The organism is Herbaspirillum sp. CAH-3 (genome assembly GCF_009668275.1).
Taxonomy (GTDB): domain Bacteria; phylum Pseudomonadota; class Gammaproteobacteria; order Burkholderiales; family Burkholderiaceae_D; genus Herbaspirillum; species Herbaspirillum aquaticum.
Map to the genome: position 1 here is coordinate 1 of NZ_VSWE01000020.1, position 16,231 is coordinate 16,231.

20 protein-coding genes are annotated in these 16,231 nt (G+C 64.9%); 5 read left to right on the forward strand and 15 right to left on the reverse strand.

Annotated elements, in window-relative coordinates:
- The 3 genes from FYB76_RS22535 to FYB76_RS22545 all read right to left on the reverse strand — a co-directional run.
- Positions 1-262, reverse strand: a 262-nt coding sequence (locus FYB76_RS22535) for a hypothetical protein (RefSeq protein ID WP_154135129.1), incomplete at its 3' end; no start/stop codon positions are given.
- Between the two features lie 155 nt (positions 263-417).
- Positions 418-2,067: a phosphoglucomutase (alpha-D-glucose-1,6-bisphosphate-dependent) gene (pgm, locus tag FYB76_RS22540; RefSeq protein ID WP_154135130.1), complete on the reverse strand. Its 1,650-nt coding sequence runs from the start codon at positions 2,065-2,067 to the stop codon at positions 418-420.
- A 317-nt stretch (positions 2,068-2,384) separates the two neighbouring features.
- Positions 2,385-2,636, reverse strand: a complete 252-nt coding sequence (locus tag FYB76_RS22545; protein ID WP_017450312.1) for a GlsB/YeaQ/YmgE family stress response membrane protein — start codon at positions 2,634-2,636, stop codon at positions 2,385-2,387.
- 413 nt (positions 2,637-3,049) lie between these two features.
- On the opposite strand from FYB76_RS22545, the gene FYB76_RS22550 reads away from it, so the two are divergent.
- The 3 genes from FYB76_RS22550 to FYB76_RS22560 all read left to right on the forward strand — a co-directional run bounded on the left by FYB76_RS22550 (position 3,050) and on the right by FYB76_RS22560 (position 5,340).
- Positions 3,050-3,457 carry a hypothetical protein gene (locus tag FYB76_RS22550; RefSeq protein WP_154135131.1) on the forward strand — a complete coding sequence of 136 codons (408 nt, stop codon included), beginning with the start codon at positions 3,050-3,052 and terminating at the stop codon, positions 3,455-3,457.
- A 71-nt stretch (positions 3,458-3,528) separates the two neighbouring features.
- A complete protein-coding gene (gene galU, locus FYB76_RS22555; RefSeq protein ID WP_088753549.1) occupies positions 3,529-4,542 on the forward strand; it encodes a UTP--glucose-1-phosphate uridylyltransferase GalU in 1,014 nt (337 codons plus the stop codon).
- A gap of 339 nt (positions 4,543-4,881) precedes the next feature.
- Positions 4,882-5,340: a hypothetical protein gene (locus FYB76_RS22560; RefSeq protein WP_088753548.1), complete on the forward strand. Its 459-nt coding sequence runs from the start codon at positions 4,882-4,884 to the stop codon at positions 5,338-5,340.
- A 77-nt stretch (positions 5,341-5,417) separates the two neighbouring features.
- On the opposite strand, the gene FYB76_RS22565 is transcribed toward FYB76_RS22560, so the two are convergent.
- Both FYB76_RS22565 and FYB76_RS22570 read right to left on the reverse strand, forming a co-directional pair.
- On the reverse strand, positions 5,418-6,584 hold the full coding sequence (locus tag FYB76_RS22565; protein ID WP_154135132.1) for a branched-chain amino acid ABC transporter substrate-binding protein: 1,167 nt from the start codon (positions 6,582-6,584) through the stop codon (positions 5,418-5,420).
- A 79-nt stretch (positions 6,585-6,663) separates the two neighbouring features.
- Positions 6,664-7,566 carry an MOSC domain-containing protein gene (locus FYB76_RS22570; protein ID WP_154135133.1) on the reverse strand — a complete coding sequence of 301 codons (903 nt, stop codon included), beginning with the start codon at positions 7,564-7,566 and terminating at the stop codon, positions 6,664-6,666.
- 176 nt (positions 7,567-7,742) lie between these two features.
- On the opposite strand from FYB76_RS22570, the gene FYB76_RS22575 reads away from it, so the two are divergent.
- Positions 7,743-8,198, forward strand: coding sequence for a CopD family protein (locus FYB76_RS22575; protein ID WP_088753631.1), 456 nt, complete (start codon positions 7,743-7,745; stop codon positions 8,196-8,198).
- A gap of 31 nt (positions 8,199-8,229) precedes the next feature.
- Positions 8,230-9,018 carry a 2-keto-4-pentenoate hydratase gene (locus FYB76_RS22580; RefSeq protein ID WP_370516396.1) on the forward strand — a complete coding sequence of 263 codons (789 nt, stop codon included), beginning with the start codon at positions 8,230-8,232 and terminating at the stop codon, positions 9,016-9,018.
- Positions 9,019-9,099: 81 nt separating this feature from the next.
- Here FYB76_RS22580 and FYB76_RS22585 read toward each other — a convergent pair whose 3' ends face one another.
- The 10 genes from FYB76_RS22585 to mdcC all read right to left on the reverse strand — a co-directional run bounded on the left by FYB76_RS22585 (position 9,100) and on the right by mdcC (position 16,216).
- Positions 9,100-9,594 (reverse strand): acyl-CoA thioesterase, encoded by a 495-nt coding sequence (locus tag FYB76_RS22585; RefSeq protein ID WP_088753545.1) that lies wholly within the window; start codon positions 9,592-9,594, stop codon positions 9,100-9,102.
- A gap of 215 nt (positions 9,595-9,809) precedes the next feature.
- Positions 9,810-10,742 (reverse strand): 2-hydroxyacid dehydrogenase, encoded by a 933-nt coding sequence (locus FYB76_RS22590; protein ID WP_154135135.1) that lies wholly within the window; start codon positions 10,740-10,742, stop codon positions 9,810-9,812.
- A 213-nt stretch (positions 10,743-10,955) separates the two neighbouring features.
- Entirely contained in the window at positions 10,956-11,198 is a 243-nt protein-coding gene (locus tag FYB76_RS22595) for a hypothetical protein (protein ID WP_088753543.1), read from the reverse strand.
- A 31-nt stretch (positions 11,199-11,229) separates the two neighbouring features.
- Positions 11,230-11,478 (reverse strand): DUF6139 family protein, encoded by a 249-nt coding sequence (locus FYB76_RS22600; RefSeq protein WP_088753542.1) that lies wholly within the window; start codon positions 11,476-11,478, stop codon positions 11,230-11,232.
- A 212-nt stretch (positions 11,479-11,690) separates the two neighbouring features.
- Positions 11,691-12,635, reverse strand: coding sequence for an ACP S-malonyltransferase (locus FYB76_RS22605; RefSeq protein ID WP_154135136.1), 945 nt, complete (start codon positions 12,633-12,635; stop codon positions 11,691-11,693).
- Positions 12,632-13,546 (reverse strand): triphosphoribosyl-dephospho-CoA synthase MdcB, encoded by a 915-nt coding sequence (mdcB, locus tag FYB76_RS22610; protein WP_370516397.1) that lies wholly within the window; start codon positions 13,544-13,546, stop codon positions 12,632-12,634. Before mdcB ends, FYB76_RS22605 begins: the two co-directional genes overlap by 4 nt.
- A complete protein-coding gene (gene mdcG, locus FYB76_RS22615; protein ID WP_229297067.1) occupies positions 13,534-14,256 on the reverse strand; it encodes a malonate decarboxylase holo-[acyl-carrier-protein] synthase in 723 nt (240 codons plus the stop codon). The genes mdcB and mdcG overlap by 13 nt, the downstream gene beginning before the upstream one ends.
- Before the next feature lie 2 nt (positions 14,257-14,258).
- On the reverse strand, positions 14,259-14,999 hold the full coding sequence (gene mdcE / locus FYB76_RS22620) for a biotin-independent malonate decarboxylase subunit gamma (RefSeq protein WP_088753538.1): 741 nt from the start codon (positions 14,997-14,999) through the stop codon (positions 14,259-14,261).
- Between the two features lie 9 nt (positions 15,000-15,008).
- Entirely contained in the window at positions 15,009-15,905 is an 897-nt protein-coding gene (locus FYB76_RS22625) for a biotin-independent malonate decarboxylase subunit beta (RefSeq protein ID WP_154135138.1), read from the reverse strand.
- A complete protein-coding gene (gene mdcC / locus FYB76_RS22630) occupies positions 15,902-16,216 on the reverse strand; it encodes a malonate decarboxylase acyl carrier protein (protein ID WP_154135139.1) in 315 nt (104 codons plus the stop codon). The genes FYB76_RS22625 and mdcC overlap by 4 nt, the downstream gene beginning before the upstream one ends.
- Positions 16,217-16,231 lie beyond the last annotated feature (15 nt).

Below are 16,231 nucleotides of genomic sequence, written 5' to 3' on the forward strand. Positions count from 1 at the left end.
TGTGCATGGCGTTCTCCTGAGGGGGTGAAGGTTGGGGGGCGGGCTGGCCCGGCTGGGGCAGCAGGCCGTCATCGGCATTGGCCAGGGGATCCTCGGTCCCATCCGGCTCCACCACATGGCCGGGGTCGGCCACGATGTGGTCGGGCGCGGGACTGGCTTGGGAGCCGCCGGGAATGCCGGGCGGACGCAGCAAGGCTGCCTGCGAAGCAGGCGGCGGAGTCGGACGCGGAGATGATAGGGGATCCTGCTGAGACGGTTCCATGGCAGTCCTCCTGGCGAAATTGGATCGATGCACCATCTTAAGAAGCCCCTGCCCTGTCCTCAGCCAGACATCGGCCCATTCGCCTGTAGGAACTCACGAAAAAAACGCCGCCAACCCAAAGGGCGGCGGCGTTTTCCGTGGAGGGCGGCGGTGCTTCAGCTCGACTTCAGCGCACGCGTCACGATCTCTTGTGCCTCGGCGAAGATGCGCTCCAGATGCGCCTCATCGCGGAAGCTTTCACCGTAGATCTTGTAGATGCTCTCGGTGCCCGACGGGCGCGCGGCAAACCAGCCATTGTCGGTGACGATCTTCAGGCCACCAAAGGTCTTGCCATTGGCAGGCGCGGTGGTCATGACTTCGCGGATGGTTTCACCGGCCAGTTCGGTGGAACTCACGTCCTCAGGGGAAAGCTTTGACAGGCGCGCCTTCTGCTCCGGTGTGGCAGCCGCTTCCTTGCGGCCATTGACGGGTGCACCCAACTGCCGGGTCAGGTCCTGGTAGATCTGGCCAGGGTCGCTGCCGGTGCGGGCAGTCATCTCGGCGGCCAGCAAGGCGGCGGTGATGCCGTCCTTGTCGGTGCTCCAGGGCTGGCCATCGAAGCGCACGAAGGAAGCGCCGGCGCTTTCCTCGCAGCCGAAGGCCAGGCTGCCGTCATACAGGCCGTCGACGAACCACTTGAAGCCCACCGGCATTTCCAGCAGCTTGCGGCCCAGGTGGTTGGCCACGCGATTGATCATCTGGCTCGACACCAGGGTCTTGCCCACGGCCGTATCGGCGCGCCAGGCGGGGCGATGGCGGAACAGGTAATACACCGCCACCGACAGATAGTCATTGGCCGGCAGCAGCCCGGTGCTCTTGGCGACGATGCCATGGCGGTCATGGTCGGTATCGCAGGCCATGGCCACGTCGAAGCGGTCCTTCAGGGCGATCAGCTCGCTCATGGCATAAGGCGAGGAGGGATCCATGCGGATCTGCGCGTCCCAGTCCAGCGGCACAAAGCGGAAACTGGCATCCACATCGGTGTTGACCACTTCCAGGTTGAGCTTGTAGCGATCGGCGATCGCCGACCAGTAATGCAAGCCGGCACCGCCCAACGGGTCCACGCCGATCTTCACGTTGGCCGCCGAAATGGCGCCCAGGTCAATGATGTTGGGCAGGTCGCCAACGTAGTTGTCCAAATAGTCGTAGCGACGCGTGGTGTCGGCCTTGAGCGCCTTCTCGAAGCTGATGCGGCGCACGCCTTCGAGCTTGTGCTCCAGATAGCCATTGGCGCGCTTCTCGATCCAGCTGGTGACGTTGGAGTCCGACGGGCCGCCATTGGGCATGTTGTACTTGAAGCCGCCGTTGTCGGGCGGATTGTGCGAAGGCGTGACCACGATGCCGTCGGCCAGCTTGTCGCGGTGCACGCGATTGTGGGTGAGGATGGCATGCGAAACGGCCGGCGTGGGCGCATAAGGGCTGCCCTCGGCCAGCATGGTCACCACCTCGTTGCCCGCCAGTACCTCCAGCGCGCTGTGCCAGGCCGGTTCCGACAAGGCGTGGGTATCGATGCCCAGGAACAGCGGCCCCTTGAAGCCCTGCTCCTTGCGGTAATCGCAGATGGCCTGGGTGATGGCCAGCACATGCCATTCATTGAAACTGTGGGCATTGGCGTTGCCTCGATGGCCGGAAGTGCCGAAGGCCACGCGTTGGCCAGCCTCGGCCACATCAGGACGCAGGCTGTAGTAGTTCGACAGCAGCACCGGCAGGTTCACCAGGGCGGAAGGCGCGGCACGCTTGCCGGCAAGGGGATTGACGCTACTCATGATGTTTTTTCTGGATGAAGGAATACCTGAGGAATCGAAGGCGCAGGCCAGGGGTGCGCCCCTTCGCAACTTAATCTTTTACTAACGTCACGGCTATTGTAACGCGGGGATGGCGCGCTGCAGCATCGATATGAACATTCTTGCAGGAGTCTTGCCGCAGATCACAATTTTTGCGCTTGGCGGGGCCGGATCACGACCGTTTGCCGCTGCCGAGTGAAGCATGATTCCGGAAAGCAAAACGCGCCCGGGCGCAGGCACGGACGCATTCATTGGGGCTTCACGCCGGCCGGGGTATCCCCGGCCGCGTGTGGGCCTGGTCAGGCACGCCGGAAGGCACGCACGATCACCAGCAAGACGATGGCGCCCAGGGTGGCCGTGACGATGGAGGCCAGGATGCCGCCACCCACGGCGATGCCCAGCAGGCCCGCCAGCCAGCCGCCGATGACGGCACCGACGATACCGATCAAGATGTCCGCCAGCAAGCCGAAGCCGCCGCCCTTGACCAGCACACCGGCCAGCCAGCCGGCGACGGCACCAATGATCAGCCATGCGATGAGTCCGTGTTCCATGATGTTCCCTTTCAATCGTTCTGTCGTTCTTGGGTTGATGTCGGAATCCGCCGGGCGGCTTCCTCTTCTCTGCAAGCGCTCGGCGCAACAGATGAGGTGATCATAGAAAAACCAGTCCGGGAGAGGTATCGGACAGCGGCCCATTCCCCTGTAGGACAAGCCCGCCATGTGCGGCTGTCGAGCCTGTACGGGGATGCGGGTACATCGTCGCGGGGGTCGGCGGGGTAGATGCAGACCAAGCTTCCTCTTTTCCTACACAGCAAAAGGCGGCATTCCTATAGAGAGGAAGCGAGAGTTTTTTTACTCTTGCTTCCCATAGGCGCAGTGCAGCATGCAATCGTTTGCGGCACCCAGCCCCAAGCCAATACCAATAGTGCATTTGCCAGCCCGATATGTTGAGAGAGCCGCCGATCATGTCCGCCATTCAAACCAGTGCCCGCCCGTCGCCCGTTTTCGCCAATGCCTTCGCGCTCAATGCGTTCGCGCCTGCGCCGCAAGCCGCCGATGGGGCCGACCTGGCGGAACACTATGCGCGCTATGCCCGCGAATCGGCCGACATGCTGCACCAGATTGCAGTGAAGGCACCGCAACTGGCTTCGGTACTGGAGCAGCTCAACGAAGGCAGCCTGCCGCAGCGTATCGAGCTGGTGGATGAACCGGCCCGGCCGGTGGCACAAGAACCGCGCCGCCAGCCGCGCACCTCGCTGCTGGAAACGGTTGCGCATGCGCTGAGCCACGCATTTCCCGGTGTGGCTCCCCTGTTCCAGGGGTGCCGCGCGTTTTTGCAGATGAAGATGATCAAGAACAACAGACAGGCGTGAGGAGCGCGAGCAAGCCTGCATTGTGTGCATGAGGGTGTCACGCCCTTCACTCAACCAAACCTGGACTTACCATGAAAAAAATCACCAAAGCCGTTTTCCCCGTCGCTGGCCTCGGCAGCCGCTTCCTTCCCGCCACCAAGGCACAGCCCAAGGAAATGCTGCCCATCGTCGACAAGCCGCTGATCCAGTACGCTGTCGAAGAAGCCGTGGAAGCGGGCATCACCGAGATGATTTTCATCACCGGCCGCAACAAGCGCGCCATCGAAGACCACTTCGACAAAGCCTACGAACTGGAATCCGAACTGGAAGCCGCCGGCAAGGTAAAGCTGCTGGAAACCATTCGCAACGTCATTCCCAAGCACATCAACTGCGTCTACGTGCGCCAGGCCGAACCCCTGGGCCTGGGCCACGCCGTGCTGCTGGCCAAGCCGCTGGTGGGCGACGAGCCCTTCGCCGTCCTGCTGGCTGACGACTTCATGGATGCCGCACCCGGCCAGAAGAACGTGATGGCACAAATGACCGAACTCTACGAGCGCGAAGGCAAGAGCCTCCTGGCCGTGCAGGACGTACCACGTCCGGAAACCCGCCAGTACGGCATCGTCAGTGGCACTGCCCACGGCGAACGTACCGAGCTGCTCAGCGGCATCGTCGAAAAGCCGTCCCCGGAAGAGGCGCCGTCGACCCTGGCGGTCGTGGGCCGCTATGTGCTGACCCCGGCCATTTTTGAACGCCTGGAAAATATCGGTACCGGTGCCGGTGGCGAGATCCAGCTGACCGATGCCATCTCGGCCCTGCTGGAGCAGGAACAGATCCTGGCCTATCGCTACGAAGGCCAGCGTTTCGACTGCGGCTCCAAGCTGGGCTACCTGAAGGCGGCCGTGGCCATGGGCTTCAAGCACAAGGAAGTCGGTACCGGCTTCGCCCAGTTCCTGCAGGAGTTCACCAGCCAGAACGATCTGGCGCAAGCCGCCCAGCCCAAGGGCCCGGCGACCGTCACCCCATTGAAGACCGCTGCCGGCAACCAGCCGGCCGGCACGCCGGTCGCCAGCGACAAATTGCCAGCAGTGGCCAACAGCATCATGTAAGTCCCCGGTAGAGAGCGTTGTTGATTGCAGTCCGTCCGCAAGGCCGGGCTGCTTTTTTTTTGGACGTGGCGCTTCGTATAAATTGTTTTGACCTTTGTCACAGAGTTTTAACCTGGACTTGCTAGCATCGCGGCCATGAATCTGGAGAAGTTCATTTCGCCCGGGACATGGTAATTCGCCGCAACCTGCGGCCACACGCGTATGCTGTGGCCACCGACCATCCCTGAAAACGTTTGCAGACACGAAAAGTGACGATGAAATCGTTGCCAGGCGGCAGGAATGTTGCGGCAAAGGCGCAAAAAATATATATTGTTTATATCAATTTTCAGAGGAGCGTTCATGGCCACCAGAGTTCAAGCCGCAGCAGCAACCGAAACGAAGAAACCTGTCGCCAAGGCGGCAGCCCCCAAGCCCGCCGCGGTGAAGAAACCTGCCGTCAAGCCTGCCACCCGTGCAGCCGCCAAGCCCGCCGCCGCACCGGCAGCCGACAAGAAGGTCGAGAAAGTCGCAAAGCCGGAGAAGACTGACAAGCCGGTCAAGGCCGAGAAGGTAGAAAAAGTCGAGAAAGCCCCCAAGGCCAAGAAGGTCAAGCAGGTGCGCGACAGCTTCACCATGCCCGAGAACGAATACGCCGTGCTGGCCCAGGTCAAGAAGACCTGCCTGAAGGCTGGCGTGGAAATCAAGAAGAGCGACCTGCTGCGTATCGGCGTGTCGCTGATCAAGAACCTGAAGATCACCGAATTGAAGGACATCCTCGGCAGCCTGACCCCGCTGAAGGTGGGCCGCCCCAAGAAGTAAGCACACTGCAGGCAAACCTGCCGTTGCCATTCGATGCCGCCCGGTTCACGCCGGGCGGCATTGTTTTTTGGGCGCCCTCAGTTCTTCTCGGAATGGCCCATGCTGCGGATGACGCGCCAGCGCCCCTGGCTGACCTGGTAGAGGGTGAAGACCGGATCACGCAGGTTGCCTTGCGCATCGAAGGCAATATTGCCGGAGATCCCCTTGTAGCGGATCCGGTGCAGGCTGGCCGTGACCTTGGCCGGATCCACGGAATCGGCCTCGCGCATGGCGGCGGCGATCACGCGCACGGCGTCGTAGGCAAAGGGGGCGTAGAGATAGATGGCCTCACGGTAGCGCGCTTTCCAGGCCTGCTCGAAATGGGTCCATTGCGGGCCCTTGTAGGAAGGCAGGCCCGGCTCGACGACACTCACGCCCTCGCCGGCCGCACCGGCCAGCTTGAGAAAGGTCGGCCCGACCACACCGCCGATGCCCACCAGACGCGCCCGGACCTGCAGGCGCCGCATGTCCTGCACCAGTTGTGCGGCCTGGGCATCGAGTCCGGCGAAGAACACCACGTCCGGATCGTTGTCGCGAATCGCTCGCAGGATGCTGTTGAAGTCCGAGGTCTTGCTGCTTACCGTATAGCGTGCCCCCACCCTGCCCTGCAAGGCCTTGACCGACTTGACGAATTCATCGGCATAGGTGGTGCCGAACACGGTGCTGTCATCGATGACCGCGATGTTGCCGGCCTTGAGGTCGCGCACCACGTAGTCAGCCGTGAGCCGCGCGCCCTCGCCATCGTGCGGCACGATACGAAAGGCGCTGGCATCGCCCTGCTGCGTGTAGGCGGGTGCCGTGACGGCGGGCGCCACGTGGGGGATGCCGGCAGCGGCATAGATGCGCGCGGCAGGAATGCCCACTCCGCTGTTCCAGTGGCCGACCACGGCGGCTACCTTGCTCTTGACGAAGTAGTCGGCGATCAGCTCGCCGGTGCGCGGGTCGGCGCGGTCGTCCTGGGCCAGCAGCTTGAAGAGTACCGGCTCGCCGGCAATGACGGGCTTGCCGCTGTTGAGGTCATCCACCGCCAGCTGGGCCGCGCGCTCCAGGGCCACCCCGGTACTGCCGGAGAGCCCGCTCATGGGTGCGGCCAGGCCGATCAACACGGTGCGGGGCTCGGCACTGGCGCTCCCCATCATGAAACTCCCGACCGCGCCCAGCAGGGCCAGGGTCAACAGGAGCGGTCTACGTAATGCCTTGATCATCTTCTTCCTTGCCGCAGTACGAGTGGCGTGTGGCTTGATGTTGCATGGATGTCGCTTGACGGCGCCCTGGTGGACGCTCTCAGAAATTCAGTTCCCATTGGACCGGCTGCCCGGTCTCGATCACGCCGCCCTCCCCGCCGATGACGATGGCGTTCTGGCCGAAAGTGAGGCCGCCACCCACCCGGGCATTGGCGCGATAGGTGGCCAGGGTGTCCAGCGGTTCATCGGGCCACTGCGGATCGCGCTGGCCGGTGCGCTGGTCGACGCCGGGGATGGGGCACCTGGCACAAGGCTTCACCAGCTTCAACGCCACGGCATCCGCGCCACTGCCCAGGCGCAGGGTATCGATGAAGTCTTCTTCATAGGCCTCCCAACCGGCGATCACCAGGTTAGGGCGGAAGCGATCCATGGGCAGGATCGGTGCGCCCTTGGCCGCAAGACGAGCGTTGAGTTCATCCAGCGAGGCCTGGCCGATCACCAGCAGCGGGTAGCCATCGGAGAACTGCGTCGTGGCGCGGTGGTCGCCCGTCCAGCGGGTACTGCAGGCGCGCGTCACGGCCGGGTTGAAACGGACCAGCCGGGCGTCTTCCTGCAGGTAATGCGAGAACCATGCCCGCGCCTGCTCACCCTGGTCCAGCGCTTCCAGGCGGCTGTCCCAGACCTGCACGGCGAGCGTGGCACCGTCCTGGCCGGCAGCGGCCAATTCCAGGGCAGGCATGCCCGGCGCGCGCACTACCAGCGCCTCGCCCTCGAAGGCGGGCGTGATGCAGGCCATCTGCGGATGGGTGCGCTGGCTCAGGAACTGGCCCTGGCGGTTGACCAGCATCCATTGGCGGTCCAGGGTCAGGCCCAGCGGACCGATCTCGGCACGGGGCAAGGACAGTCCGCCACAGGACTTGATGGGATACTGGTAAATGGCGCCGATGGTGGTACTGGAAGTGCTGGTGGTGCTGGTGCTGCTGGTGCTGCTGGTGTTCGACATGGTAAAACCGTCCCCCCGGATGGCGGCGCAAGCAAGCGCCCGATGAATGGTGATGCTGGAGTTTCGGCAAGACATTACCACAAGCTGGCGTTTTAGCTCGGCAGACGATACGCCGTGTTCCCACTCATGCGACAATGCGGCGAAAGCTGAATATGAACTTTCCTGACGGGAGCGCCATGCTGTTTGCCAAATTCTTCCATCTGCTGGGCCTGACCCTCTGGGTCGGCGGCATGTTCTTCGCCCACATGGCCCTGCGGCCCGCCTTGGGGGTGCTGCATCCCGAGCAGCGGCTGACCCTGATGGCGGCCGTGCTGGCCAATTTCTTCATCTGGGTGTGGGTGGCCATCGCGCTGGTGCTGGGCAGCGGCCTGCACATGATGGCCGTGATGGGAGCCGGCGCTGCCAAGCTGCCGCCGTATGTCCACGCCATGACCGGCATCGGCGTGGTGATGATGCTGATCTTCGCCCATATCTTCTTTGCGCCCTTCCGCCGCCTCAAGCTCGCTGCCGCCCAGCAGGACTGGGACCGCGCCTCGCGCGCGCTGCGCCAGGTGCGTATGCTGGTGGGCATCAACCTGTGCCTGGGACTGCTGACCATCGCCATCGGCGCACTGGGTCCCTTGAGCGCCTGAACCAGATCATCTTTGCAAGGGGGAAACCTTGGTGCTGACCGATACACAATGCCAGGAAGCGGCCGACCTGCTGTGGGACTGCTGGGCGCACAACCGCCGCATCGCGCAGTTGCCGCCGCAGCTGCAGCCGGCCGACCGCCGCCAGGCCTATGACATCCAGCGCCGCCTGGAAGGGCGCAGCTTCGCGCCGCTGGCCGGCTGGAAGATCGCCGCCACCGGCCTTGGCGGACAGCAGATGCTCAACGTCGATGCGCCGCTGGCAGGCCGCCTGCTGGCAGAACGCGTGCACCGCAGCGGCGCGCACATTACCCTGGGCGACAACCTGATGCGGGTGGCCGAGGTGGAGGTGGTCTTCCGCATGGGCAGCACGCTGGCCCCGCGCAGCACGCCCTACACGCAGGACGAGGTGCTGGCGGCCGTGGCGGCGATCCATCCTGGCATCGAGATTCCTGATACCCGTTACGACCTGTTCCGCCAGGTCGGCGCGGCGCAACTGATCGCCGACAACTGCTGTGCCGACCAGTTCGTGCTGGGCGCCCCCGCCAGCGTCGACTGGCGCAGCCTGGACCTGTCCGCGCTGGCCACCTCGGGCCGCATCGAGGGGGGTGAAGAACGCGCCGGCAGTGGTGCCCAGGTACTGGGAGACCCGCGCGTGGCCCTGACCTGGCTGGCCAATGAACTGCGCGAGCACGGGCTGACGCTGGCCGCCGGCCAACTGGTGGCAAGCGGCTCGACCATCGTCCCCATGCCGATACAGGCCGGACAGACCATGCATGCCAACCTGGGCGTGCTGGGATCGGTCGTGGTCACACTGGATTGATCGCCGGCCTGACCGACGTAAAAAAGGGGGATGCGCCATCGCGCATCCCCCTTTTGCTTTGGACTATCCCGACGGCTGGCCTCAGCTGGCTTTGTCATTACCCGGCTTGACTTCCTCGTAGCGGCGCGCCAGTTCCTGGCGCAACGACTTGCGGATCACGGCGGCGTCGAAGCGGCGCTTTTCTTCCTGCGAGAAGGGACGCAGCGGCGGCACCGGGATCGGCTTGCGCTGGTCGTCCACGGCCACCATGGTGAAGAAGCAGCTGTTGACGTGGCGCGTTTCCTGGGTGCGGATATTCTCGGCGACCACCTTGATGCCGATTTCCATGGACGACTTGCCGGTATGGTTGACGCTGGCCAGGAAGGTCACCAGCTCGCCCACGTGGATGGGCTGGCGGAACATCACCTGGTCCACCGACAGGGTCACCACGTATTGGCCTGCATAGCGGCTGCCGCAGGCGTAGGCCACCTGGTCAAGCAGCTTCAAGATGGTGCCCCCGTGCACGTTGCCGGCGAAGTTGGCCATGTCCGGGGTCATCAGGACCGTCATGGTGAGTTGGTGAGATGGCAGATCCATGGTGCGTGGCTCTCTCTGTAGTGTGATGGCGATGGGTTGATCTTGGAATGAAATGAGACTGCGGCGCCGGCCGCCAGCACGCTCCCCCGAGCGAGCGCAGGCAACCGGCCGGGCGGCTTTCGTGGAGGAAAGCGCACCGGCCGCGGCCGACATTATCGGCCAGCCGGCCCGGCTATGGCAAAAAAACTCGCGTCAGCGGTCCCACGGCGGCCCGCTCAGGCCCGCACCACCGGCTCGGCTGCGGCGAAATGCTCCTCGCAATTGCGCAGGAACTGGCGCACGGAGGCACTGATGGCTTCCGGCGACCAGCCGGCGATGTGCGGCGTCAGTACCACATTGGGCAGGCCGACCAGGGCCGCCGGCGGCTTGGGTTCACCCTCGTAGACATCCAGGCCGGCACCGGCCAGGCGTCCGGCCGACAAGGCCGCGGCCAGGGCTTCGGTATCGACGATGCTGCCGCGGCCGATGTTGACCAGGTAAGCCTTGGGACCGAGTTCTTCCAGCACGCGCGCATTGATGAGGTGATGGGTCTGCGCACCACCCGGGGCTGCCACGATCAGGCAGTCGGCCCAGCCGGCCAGTTGGGCCACGTCGGGGAAGTAGTGGAAATCGACGTCGTCGCGCTTCTTGCGGTTGCAGTAGGCGATCTCGGCGTCGAAGGCGGCGGCGCGGCGGGCGATCTTCTTGCCGATATTGCCCATGCCGACGATGCCCACGCGCTTGCCGGCCAGCTGCGGTTGCAGGGGGATGGTCTCGCGCCAGCCGCCGTCGCGGGTGTAGCGGTCCAGCACCGGGATGTTGCGCAGGATGGCCAGCAGCAGGCCCAGGGCATGGTCGGCCACGCAATCCTCGTTGGTGCCGGCACCGGTGGCGATCTCGATGCCGTGCGCCTTGGCATGGGCGGCGTCGATGTTTTCAAAGCCGGCGCCGAGGGCGCAGACCAGCTGCAGATGCGGCAAGGCACGCATTTCATCGGCGGTCAGCCCGGTGGAACCGTTGGTCAGTACCACGGCCACCTTCTTGGCCGGGCCGGCGATCATCGCGTCACGGCGCTGGCGATCCGGCGCGTAGAGGATGTCGTAGTGGGCGGCGATGGTGGCGGTGCTTTCTTCGGAAAGATGAATCAGGACGAGCAGAGGGGGTTTCATGAGGGGACCTGGCCAGACGAGGAAAAGGAAGAGATGAACGAAAATGCAATCAACGCCATTCTATTGCGAAACTGCAGAGTAGGCTGAGTGGACAGCCTGTCGCCTGAAAGCCGCTATCGTCTTCAGTATGCGAATTTCATGCCATGAGCGTCCAATGTGAAGAAGCCCGATGCGCCACCAGGCGGATCGGGCTTCTTCAGCGGAAAACGGCAGTCAGTGTCGCGCCGCCTGCTTCTCCAGCATGTCATGCGCGGCCTGCCGTGCGCCCTCCTCGGCCGCCTTTTCATCTGCAAAGGTCTGGTCGGGCAGCACGCGCTGCACCGGGAATACCGGGTTGCGGTGCATGGGATTGGTGGAATGGCCGAAGATGGCTACCTGGGCCACCCATTCGTCGCCGCCTATGAGGCGGACGCCCGCGTATTCCACTTCGTAATCGCCTACTTGTTCGGTGGGCATGATGGTCTCCTCTGCGGATGGGCAGGCGGTCTCAGGCCGCGCCGTCCCCGCTGCGTTGGTCCAGATGGGTGATGGCATAGCCTTTCTCGCCGATCTGCATGAAAGCATCCTCTGCCTCCAGCGTGAAATGCCGCTTGCCGTCGCGCTCGAAGTCCACATCCCGCTCGTGGAGCTGCCAGTCGGTATTGGTCACCTCTTCCGGCAGCGGCTTTTCATGGGGCAGGACGAGGTAGGAAAACAAACCTTCGCCGTCCGGGCGCTTGTACACATCGACTTTCATCTTGGGGCCTCCTGGTCGGGTTGAACATGGGCACTGCTTCAAGATGCGACTGAGGGATCGCTCATTGGTTCGCGCCTGCAGGCACAGGCATGCACAAAGCGGGTTGCACTGTCAGCCGGATCCGACAGGGGCGCGGGCGCTGGAAGAAGTCTTCATATCACGATAGCACCGGCATCGCGCAGATGCCAGCTGCGGGCGTACCGCCGCACGATTCAGTCAGTTTGCCGCCCCAGCCAGGCCAGCGCGCCCGAAATCGTGCGGAAGTCCGCCAGCGAACGGCAGGCGATCTGTGGATGCCGTTCGCGCAGCATGCGCGACAAGGCTGCCCCGGGGCCCAGTTCCAGCGCAACCGTCACGCCGCGTTCGGCCATGGCATCCATGCAGCCGGCCCACTGGATGGGCTCCACCAGCTGGCGCACCAGCAGCGCCTGCGCTTGCGCGGCATCGGCAATCGCCTGGCCGGTGACGCCCGCCAGCAAGGCCGGACCGGGGGAGCCCAGCTGGAGTGCGGCAAGCTCTGCTGCAAAGATGCCCGTCGCGGCCTGCATCAACGGGGTGTGCGAGGCCAGCCCGACGGGCAAGGCAGAAGTCCGCGCGCCAGCGGCGGCAAGCTCATCGGCAGCGGCTTGCAAGGCGGTCCCGGCCCCACCGGCGATGAGGGTATCTTCACCCGTGACGATGGCCACGTAGGCAGCGTGATTGACCAGGCATTGCTGCGCAACAGACAGCGGCAGTCCACCAATGGACATCAAGCCTTGCGCCGGTTGCACGCTGGCCGCCTCGGTCATGGCGGTGGCGCGTCGTGCGGCCAGCGCGACACCCTCCACGGGATCGATGACCCCGGCCACCGCGTAGGCGGCCAGTTCGCCAACGCTGTAGCCCGCCACCACCAAAGGTGCGCCGGCCAAGTCTGCCAACGGCTCGCGCAACGCCTGCCAGGCGGCCAATTGCGCCGCGACGATCAGCGGTTGGGCATTGCGATTGGCAAACAGCTGGGCCGGATCGCTGAGAACCGTTTCCACCGGTGCTTGCAGATGCGACGACAGCCCGCTTTGGATCAGGAAGGTGCTGGCCAGCGGATCATTGCGCAGCAGGTCGAACATGCCCGCATGCTGCGCGCCCTGCCCCGGACACAGGATAGCCAGGCGCAGACTCATAGGTTGACGGCCTCATGGACCAGGCAGGCCGCTGCCAGCAGATCGGCCGCACCGCCCGGCGACAGGCGACGCGCGACGAACTCGCGATGGCAGTCCAGCGCCTGGGCCTCCCAATCGGGCAACGCAGTGCCGCCGGCCGCCAGGAACGCGGCGCTGCGGCTGCGGACCAGGGCCGCGCCTTCGGCTCCGCCGCGATGATAGACGTTGGTATCGCTGAGATGCGCCATCAGCGCGAAGAGCGCATCGATACGGGCGTGATGGAGATCGCGTCCGGCCGCAAGCGTGGCCTGCAATTGCGGCAAGGCCACCTCGAACACCGCTGGAAAGCCCAGCGCGCCCTCTTCGCGCGCCCCGCCCACGGCATGTACGGCGGCCACGCGCTGGCCATGGCTGTGCTGGCCGCCGGGCAGCGCCGCAGCGCTATGGCGAGCCAGCGCATCGCCCCACTGGATCAGCAAGGTGGCACGGAGGGTGGCCGCTTGCAGTGGCATGTGACGGCCCCGCGCATATCCCATGGCCGCGCACAGCATGCCCAGCGCGAAGATGGCACCGCGATGCGTGTTGATGCCTCCCGTTGCGCGCAGCATGCGCTGCTCGGCGCGAATCGCCAAGCTCTGCAGGGTGGGGAAGGAAGCTCCTTCCAGGCCTGCGGCAGCAATCTGGAAAAAGTAATGGCGCAGCGCGAACAGGCTGCGCAGGAAAGTCTGTGCCGTCATGTCGGTGTGGCTGCCGTTGTCCACGCGCGAGACCAGGCCCGGCTTGGGGTAGAGCACCAGCTCCTGATACAGGCTGCGCACCGCCAGTCGCGCGAGCTGGCGGCAGAAGACCAGGTTCTCGCGGTCAGCGCGGCGCTTCTGCATCGGGTGCAGCGGCCGGTCCAGCGTATCGGGATGCTGCATCAGGCGTCGCACGTCTGCTCCTGCGGCAGGCTGGCGCGCAGCGCGCCCACACGTTCGAGCGCCACGCTGGCGGGCCGCTTGACCAGGACCTGGCCTTCGGGATGGCTGCCCAGCACGGCAACTTGTCGCCATTCCTTCCACGACACGGCGGCCCCGTCGGGAAACACGATTTCGCCATCCAGCGGCAGGAACATGGCCTGCCAGGCCAGCAGCCGCACGCCGGCTTCCAGCTGGGACTGGCTGCGTGGCTGGAACAGCAGGTCGATGTCGGAACTGCTGCGCAGATAGGCTTGCGCGGTCACTGCCTGCCAAGCCAGTGAACCGAACACCGAGAGCGCAATACCAGCGCGCGCCATATGTTCCTGCAACTCAGTGAGCCCCGTCTGCCAGGCGGCAGGCAGACCGGACAGACGCGCCGCGACGATGTCCCGCAGCAGGAAAGGAGCACGGCTCGACGCCACTTCATCGGCCCTCACCCGCAACGCGATGCGCGGCTTGTTGCCTTGGGGATCGGGCGGCAAGGCGATGCCGACGCAGATCTCTTCGTCACTGGCCTCGACGTCGCGGCGACGCACGATCAGGGGCCAGCGCATGCGCTGCCAATGCTGCAGGGTGGCCTGCTGGCGTGCATCGCCGCCACCGGCCAGCAGGCGCGCCCAACCCGCCTCGTTGAGCCACAGCAGGTGATGACGCGAGCCAGCAAGCGCGGGGGCGGACGACATGCTCATCCGTTCAAGGGCGTATCGTTGGCCACCGCATCGATGACGCGCTGCGCCCACTTGCGGCCGCCGCGTTCCAGACCCGTGGCCGCACGGGTGTCGGCACTGCGGTCCTGGGCGAGCGCCTCGGCCAACGACTTGGCCAGTTCACCATTCCAGATCCCGGCAACGCCGCCCATGCGTAAATAATTTTCAGGACCAGGCGCAAACACCGGATTGCTCTTGGCCAGCTCGGTGAGCCGCTCCTCGGGCACCTTGGTGATGCGTGCCATGGCGGGCAGGCCCATCACGCGAATGGTCGCCTCCGGCAAGGCATAGCAGGCATCGGCGATCAGTCCGCTGGTGATGAAGCCGCCCGAGAGCGCCTGGTCATAGACCAGGCCGACCACACGATGGCCCTGGCGGCGCGCCAGTTCCACGCACTTGCCCAGATGCGCCATGTAGCTGTTGATGCCCAGCATTTCATCGCGGTGGCGCAAGCGCTGGCCCTGGGTATCGACCAGGATCACGATGGGCCGGCCCGGATGTTCACGCACCGTCTGCAAGATCACGCTGGCCTGGGCCAAGGCGATCTCGATGCCGATGGGCGTATGCCCGGTCGTGCCGACCACGGTGACGGTACGGCCATCAACCTGCGCCGTGCCGGAGAGGAACTGATCCTGCTCGGTGATCGCATGGCCCTGCGGGAACAGGTCCTGCGCCAGTGCGCGCCAGTCGACCTGGGGTGGAGTAACAGTCTGGTTCATGAATTCCTCTCAGGCCTTGGGGACAATGCGCAGGTGCTCGGCCAGCGCAGTAAAGGCAGCGGCTTCCAGCATCGGCACCGTTTCCGGTCGGGCCACGCCCAGCTCGGCCCAGATGTCCATCGGGTCCTCGGCATGGCCGAAGGTAGCGATGCGACGGCGCAGCATCTCCTGCTCGGCTTCCAGGCCGGCCAGCGTGAGCTTCGCATCGCTGACGGCGGACAAGGCGGCAATCGCTGCCGTGCGGAAGGCATCGATGTCGTCGCTCACCAGTTGCTGGCAATCACCGATCAGGTAGCGATGCTTGCCACCGGTGGTACGCCAGACCAGGGCACGATCGCGCGAATCGAATTCCTCGACGCCGTTGGCGGTCTCGATCACTTCCGGACCGGACATGGCCAGCCGCCCTTCCTCGGACATGATCACGGTATTGGCACAGCGCGCCACGATGCCCATGCCGCCGAAACAGCCATTGGCACCACCGACCAGCACGATCACCGGGATGCCGGCGGCACGGGCTTCCAGCACCGCGCGCATCACCTCGGAGACCGCAATGAGACCAGCGTTGGCTTCATGCAGGCGCACGCCGCCCGTTTCCAGCAGCAGGATCACGCCAGCCGCTTGCCGTGCAATGGCGCGCTTGAGCAGGCCGACCAGCTTGGCGCCATGCACCTCGCCCACCGCCCCGCCCATGAATCCGCCCTCCTGCGCGGCGGCCATCACGGCGCGTCCGCCCAGCAGGCCCTCGCCGATGATGACGCCATCATCGAAGGACACCGGCGCATCGAGCTGGCCCAGGTGCGGGCTGACCACGCGCTGCGCGGGTGGCAGCAGTTCCTTGAAGCTGCCGGCGTCGAGTACCGCCAGGATGCGCTCGCGCGCCGTGGCTTCCAGATAGCTCGCACTCATGCGCCCTCCTCCACCATGGCTTCCGCGGCCTGGTCCAGGCGCAGGCTGACCACGGCAGGCGTGGCGCCCATGTCGTTGATGGAGATGCGGGTATCGGCCAGTTGCCAGCGTTGCTGGAAGTCGGTCATCACGGCTTCCCAGATGGTGCCGAAACCGCGCGCGGCGGTCTTGACCTCGATGGCGCAGGCGCCATCGAGCGGCGCGTTCTCGATCAGCACTTCCAGGTTGCCCGAGCTGACCACGCCAACCAGTTCAGGCGCGGCCTTGAGACGGCGCTGGCCGTGCTCGAAGCGAAAAGTCAAAGTTTCCATAGTGTCGCTTTCGTT

Excerpts from the sequence above, each read along its gene's own strand:
- FYB76_RS22565 (WP_154135132.1), bottom strand. The coding sequence starts at position 6,584 with ATGATCAAGGCATTACGTAGACCGCTCCTGTTGACCCTGGCCCTGCTG.
- FYB76_RS22605 (WP_154135136.1), bottom strand. The coding sequence starts at position 12,635 with ATGAGTCTGCGCCTGGCTATCCTGTGTCCGGGGCAGGGCGCGCAGCAT.
- FYB76_RS22550 (WP_154135131.1), top strand. The coding sequence starts at position 3,050 with ATGTCCGCCATTCAAACCAGTGCCCGCCCGTCGCCCGTTTTCGCCAAT.
- FYB76_RS22625 (WP_154135138.1), bottom strand. The coding sequence starts at position 15,905 with ATGAGTGCGAGCTATCTGGAAGCCACGGCGCGCGAGCGCATCCTGGCG.
- mdcC (WP_154135139.1), bottom strand. The coding sequence starts at position 16,216 with ATGGAAACTTTGACTTTTCGCTTCGAGCACGGCCAGCGCCGTCTCAAG.
- FYB76_RS22595 (WP_088753543.1), bottom strand. The coding sequence starts at position 11,198 with ATGCCCACCGAACAAGTAGGCGATTACGAAGTGGAATACGCGGGCGTC.
- FYB76_RS22600 (WP_088753542.1), bottom strand. The coding sequence starts at position 11,478 with ATGAAAGTCGATGTGTACAAGCGCCCGGACGGCGAAGGTTTGTTTTCC.
- mdcE (WP_088753538.1), bottom strand. The coding sequence starts at position 14,999 with ATGAACCAGACTGTTACTCCACCCCAGGTCGACTGGCGCGCACTGGCG.
- FYB76_RS22585 (WP_088753545.1), bottom strand. The coding sequence starts at position 9,594 with ATGGATCTGCCATCTCACCAACTCACCATGACGGTCCTGATGACCCCG.
- FYB76_RS22575 (WP_088753631.1), top strand. The coding sequence starts at position 7,743 with ATGCTGTTTGCCAAATTCTTCCATCTGCTGGGCCTGACCCTCTGGGTC.
- pgm (WP_154135130.1), bottom strand. The coding sequence starts at position 2,067 with ATGAGTAGCGTCAATCCCCTTGCCGGCAAGCGTGCCGCGCCTTCCGCC.
- galU (WP_088753549.1), top strand. The coding sequence starts at position 3,529 with ATGAAAAAAATCACCAAAGCCGTTTTCCCCGTCGCTGGCCTCGGCAGC.
- FYB76_RS22570 (WP_154135133.1), bottom strand. The coding sequence starts at position 7,566 with ATGTCGAACACCAGCAGCACCAGCAGCACCAGCACCACCAGCACTTCC.
- FYB76_RS22590 (WP_154135135.1), bottom strand. The coding sequence starts at position 10,742 with ATGAAACCCCCTCTGCTCGTCCTGATTCATCTTTCCGAAGAAAGCACC.
- FYB76_RS22560 (WP_088753548.1), top strand. The coding sequence starts at position 4,882 with ATGGCCACCAGAGTTCAAGCCGCAGCAGCAACCGAAACGAAGAAACCT.
- FYB76_RS22545 (WP_017450312.1), bottom strand. The coding sequence starts at position 2,636 with ATGGAACACGGACTCATCGCATGGCTGATCATTGGTGCCGTCGCCGGC.
- mdcG (WP_229297067.1), bottom strand. The coding sequence starts at position 14,256 with ATGTCGTCCGCCCCCGCGCTTGCTGGCTCGCGTCATCACCTGCTGTGG.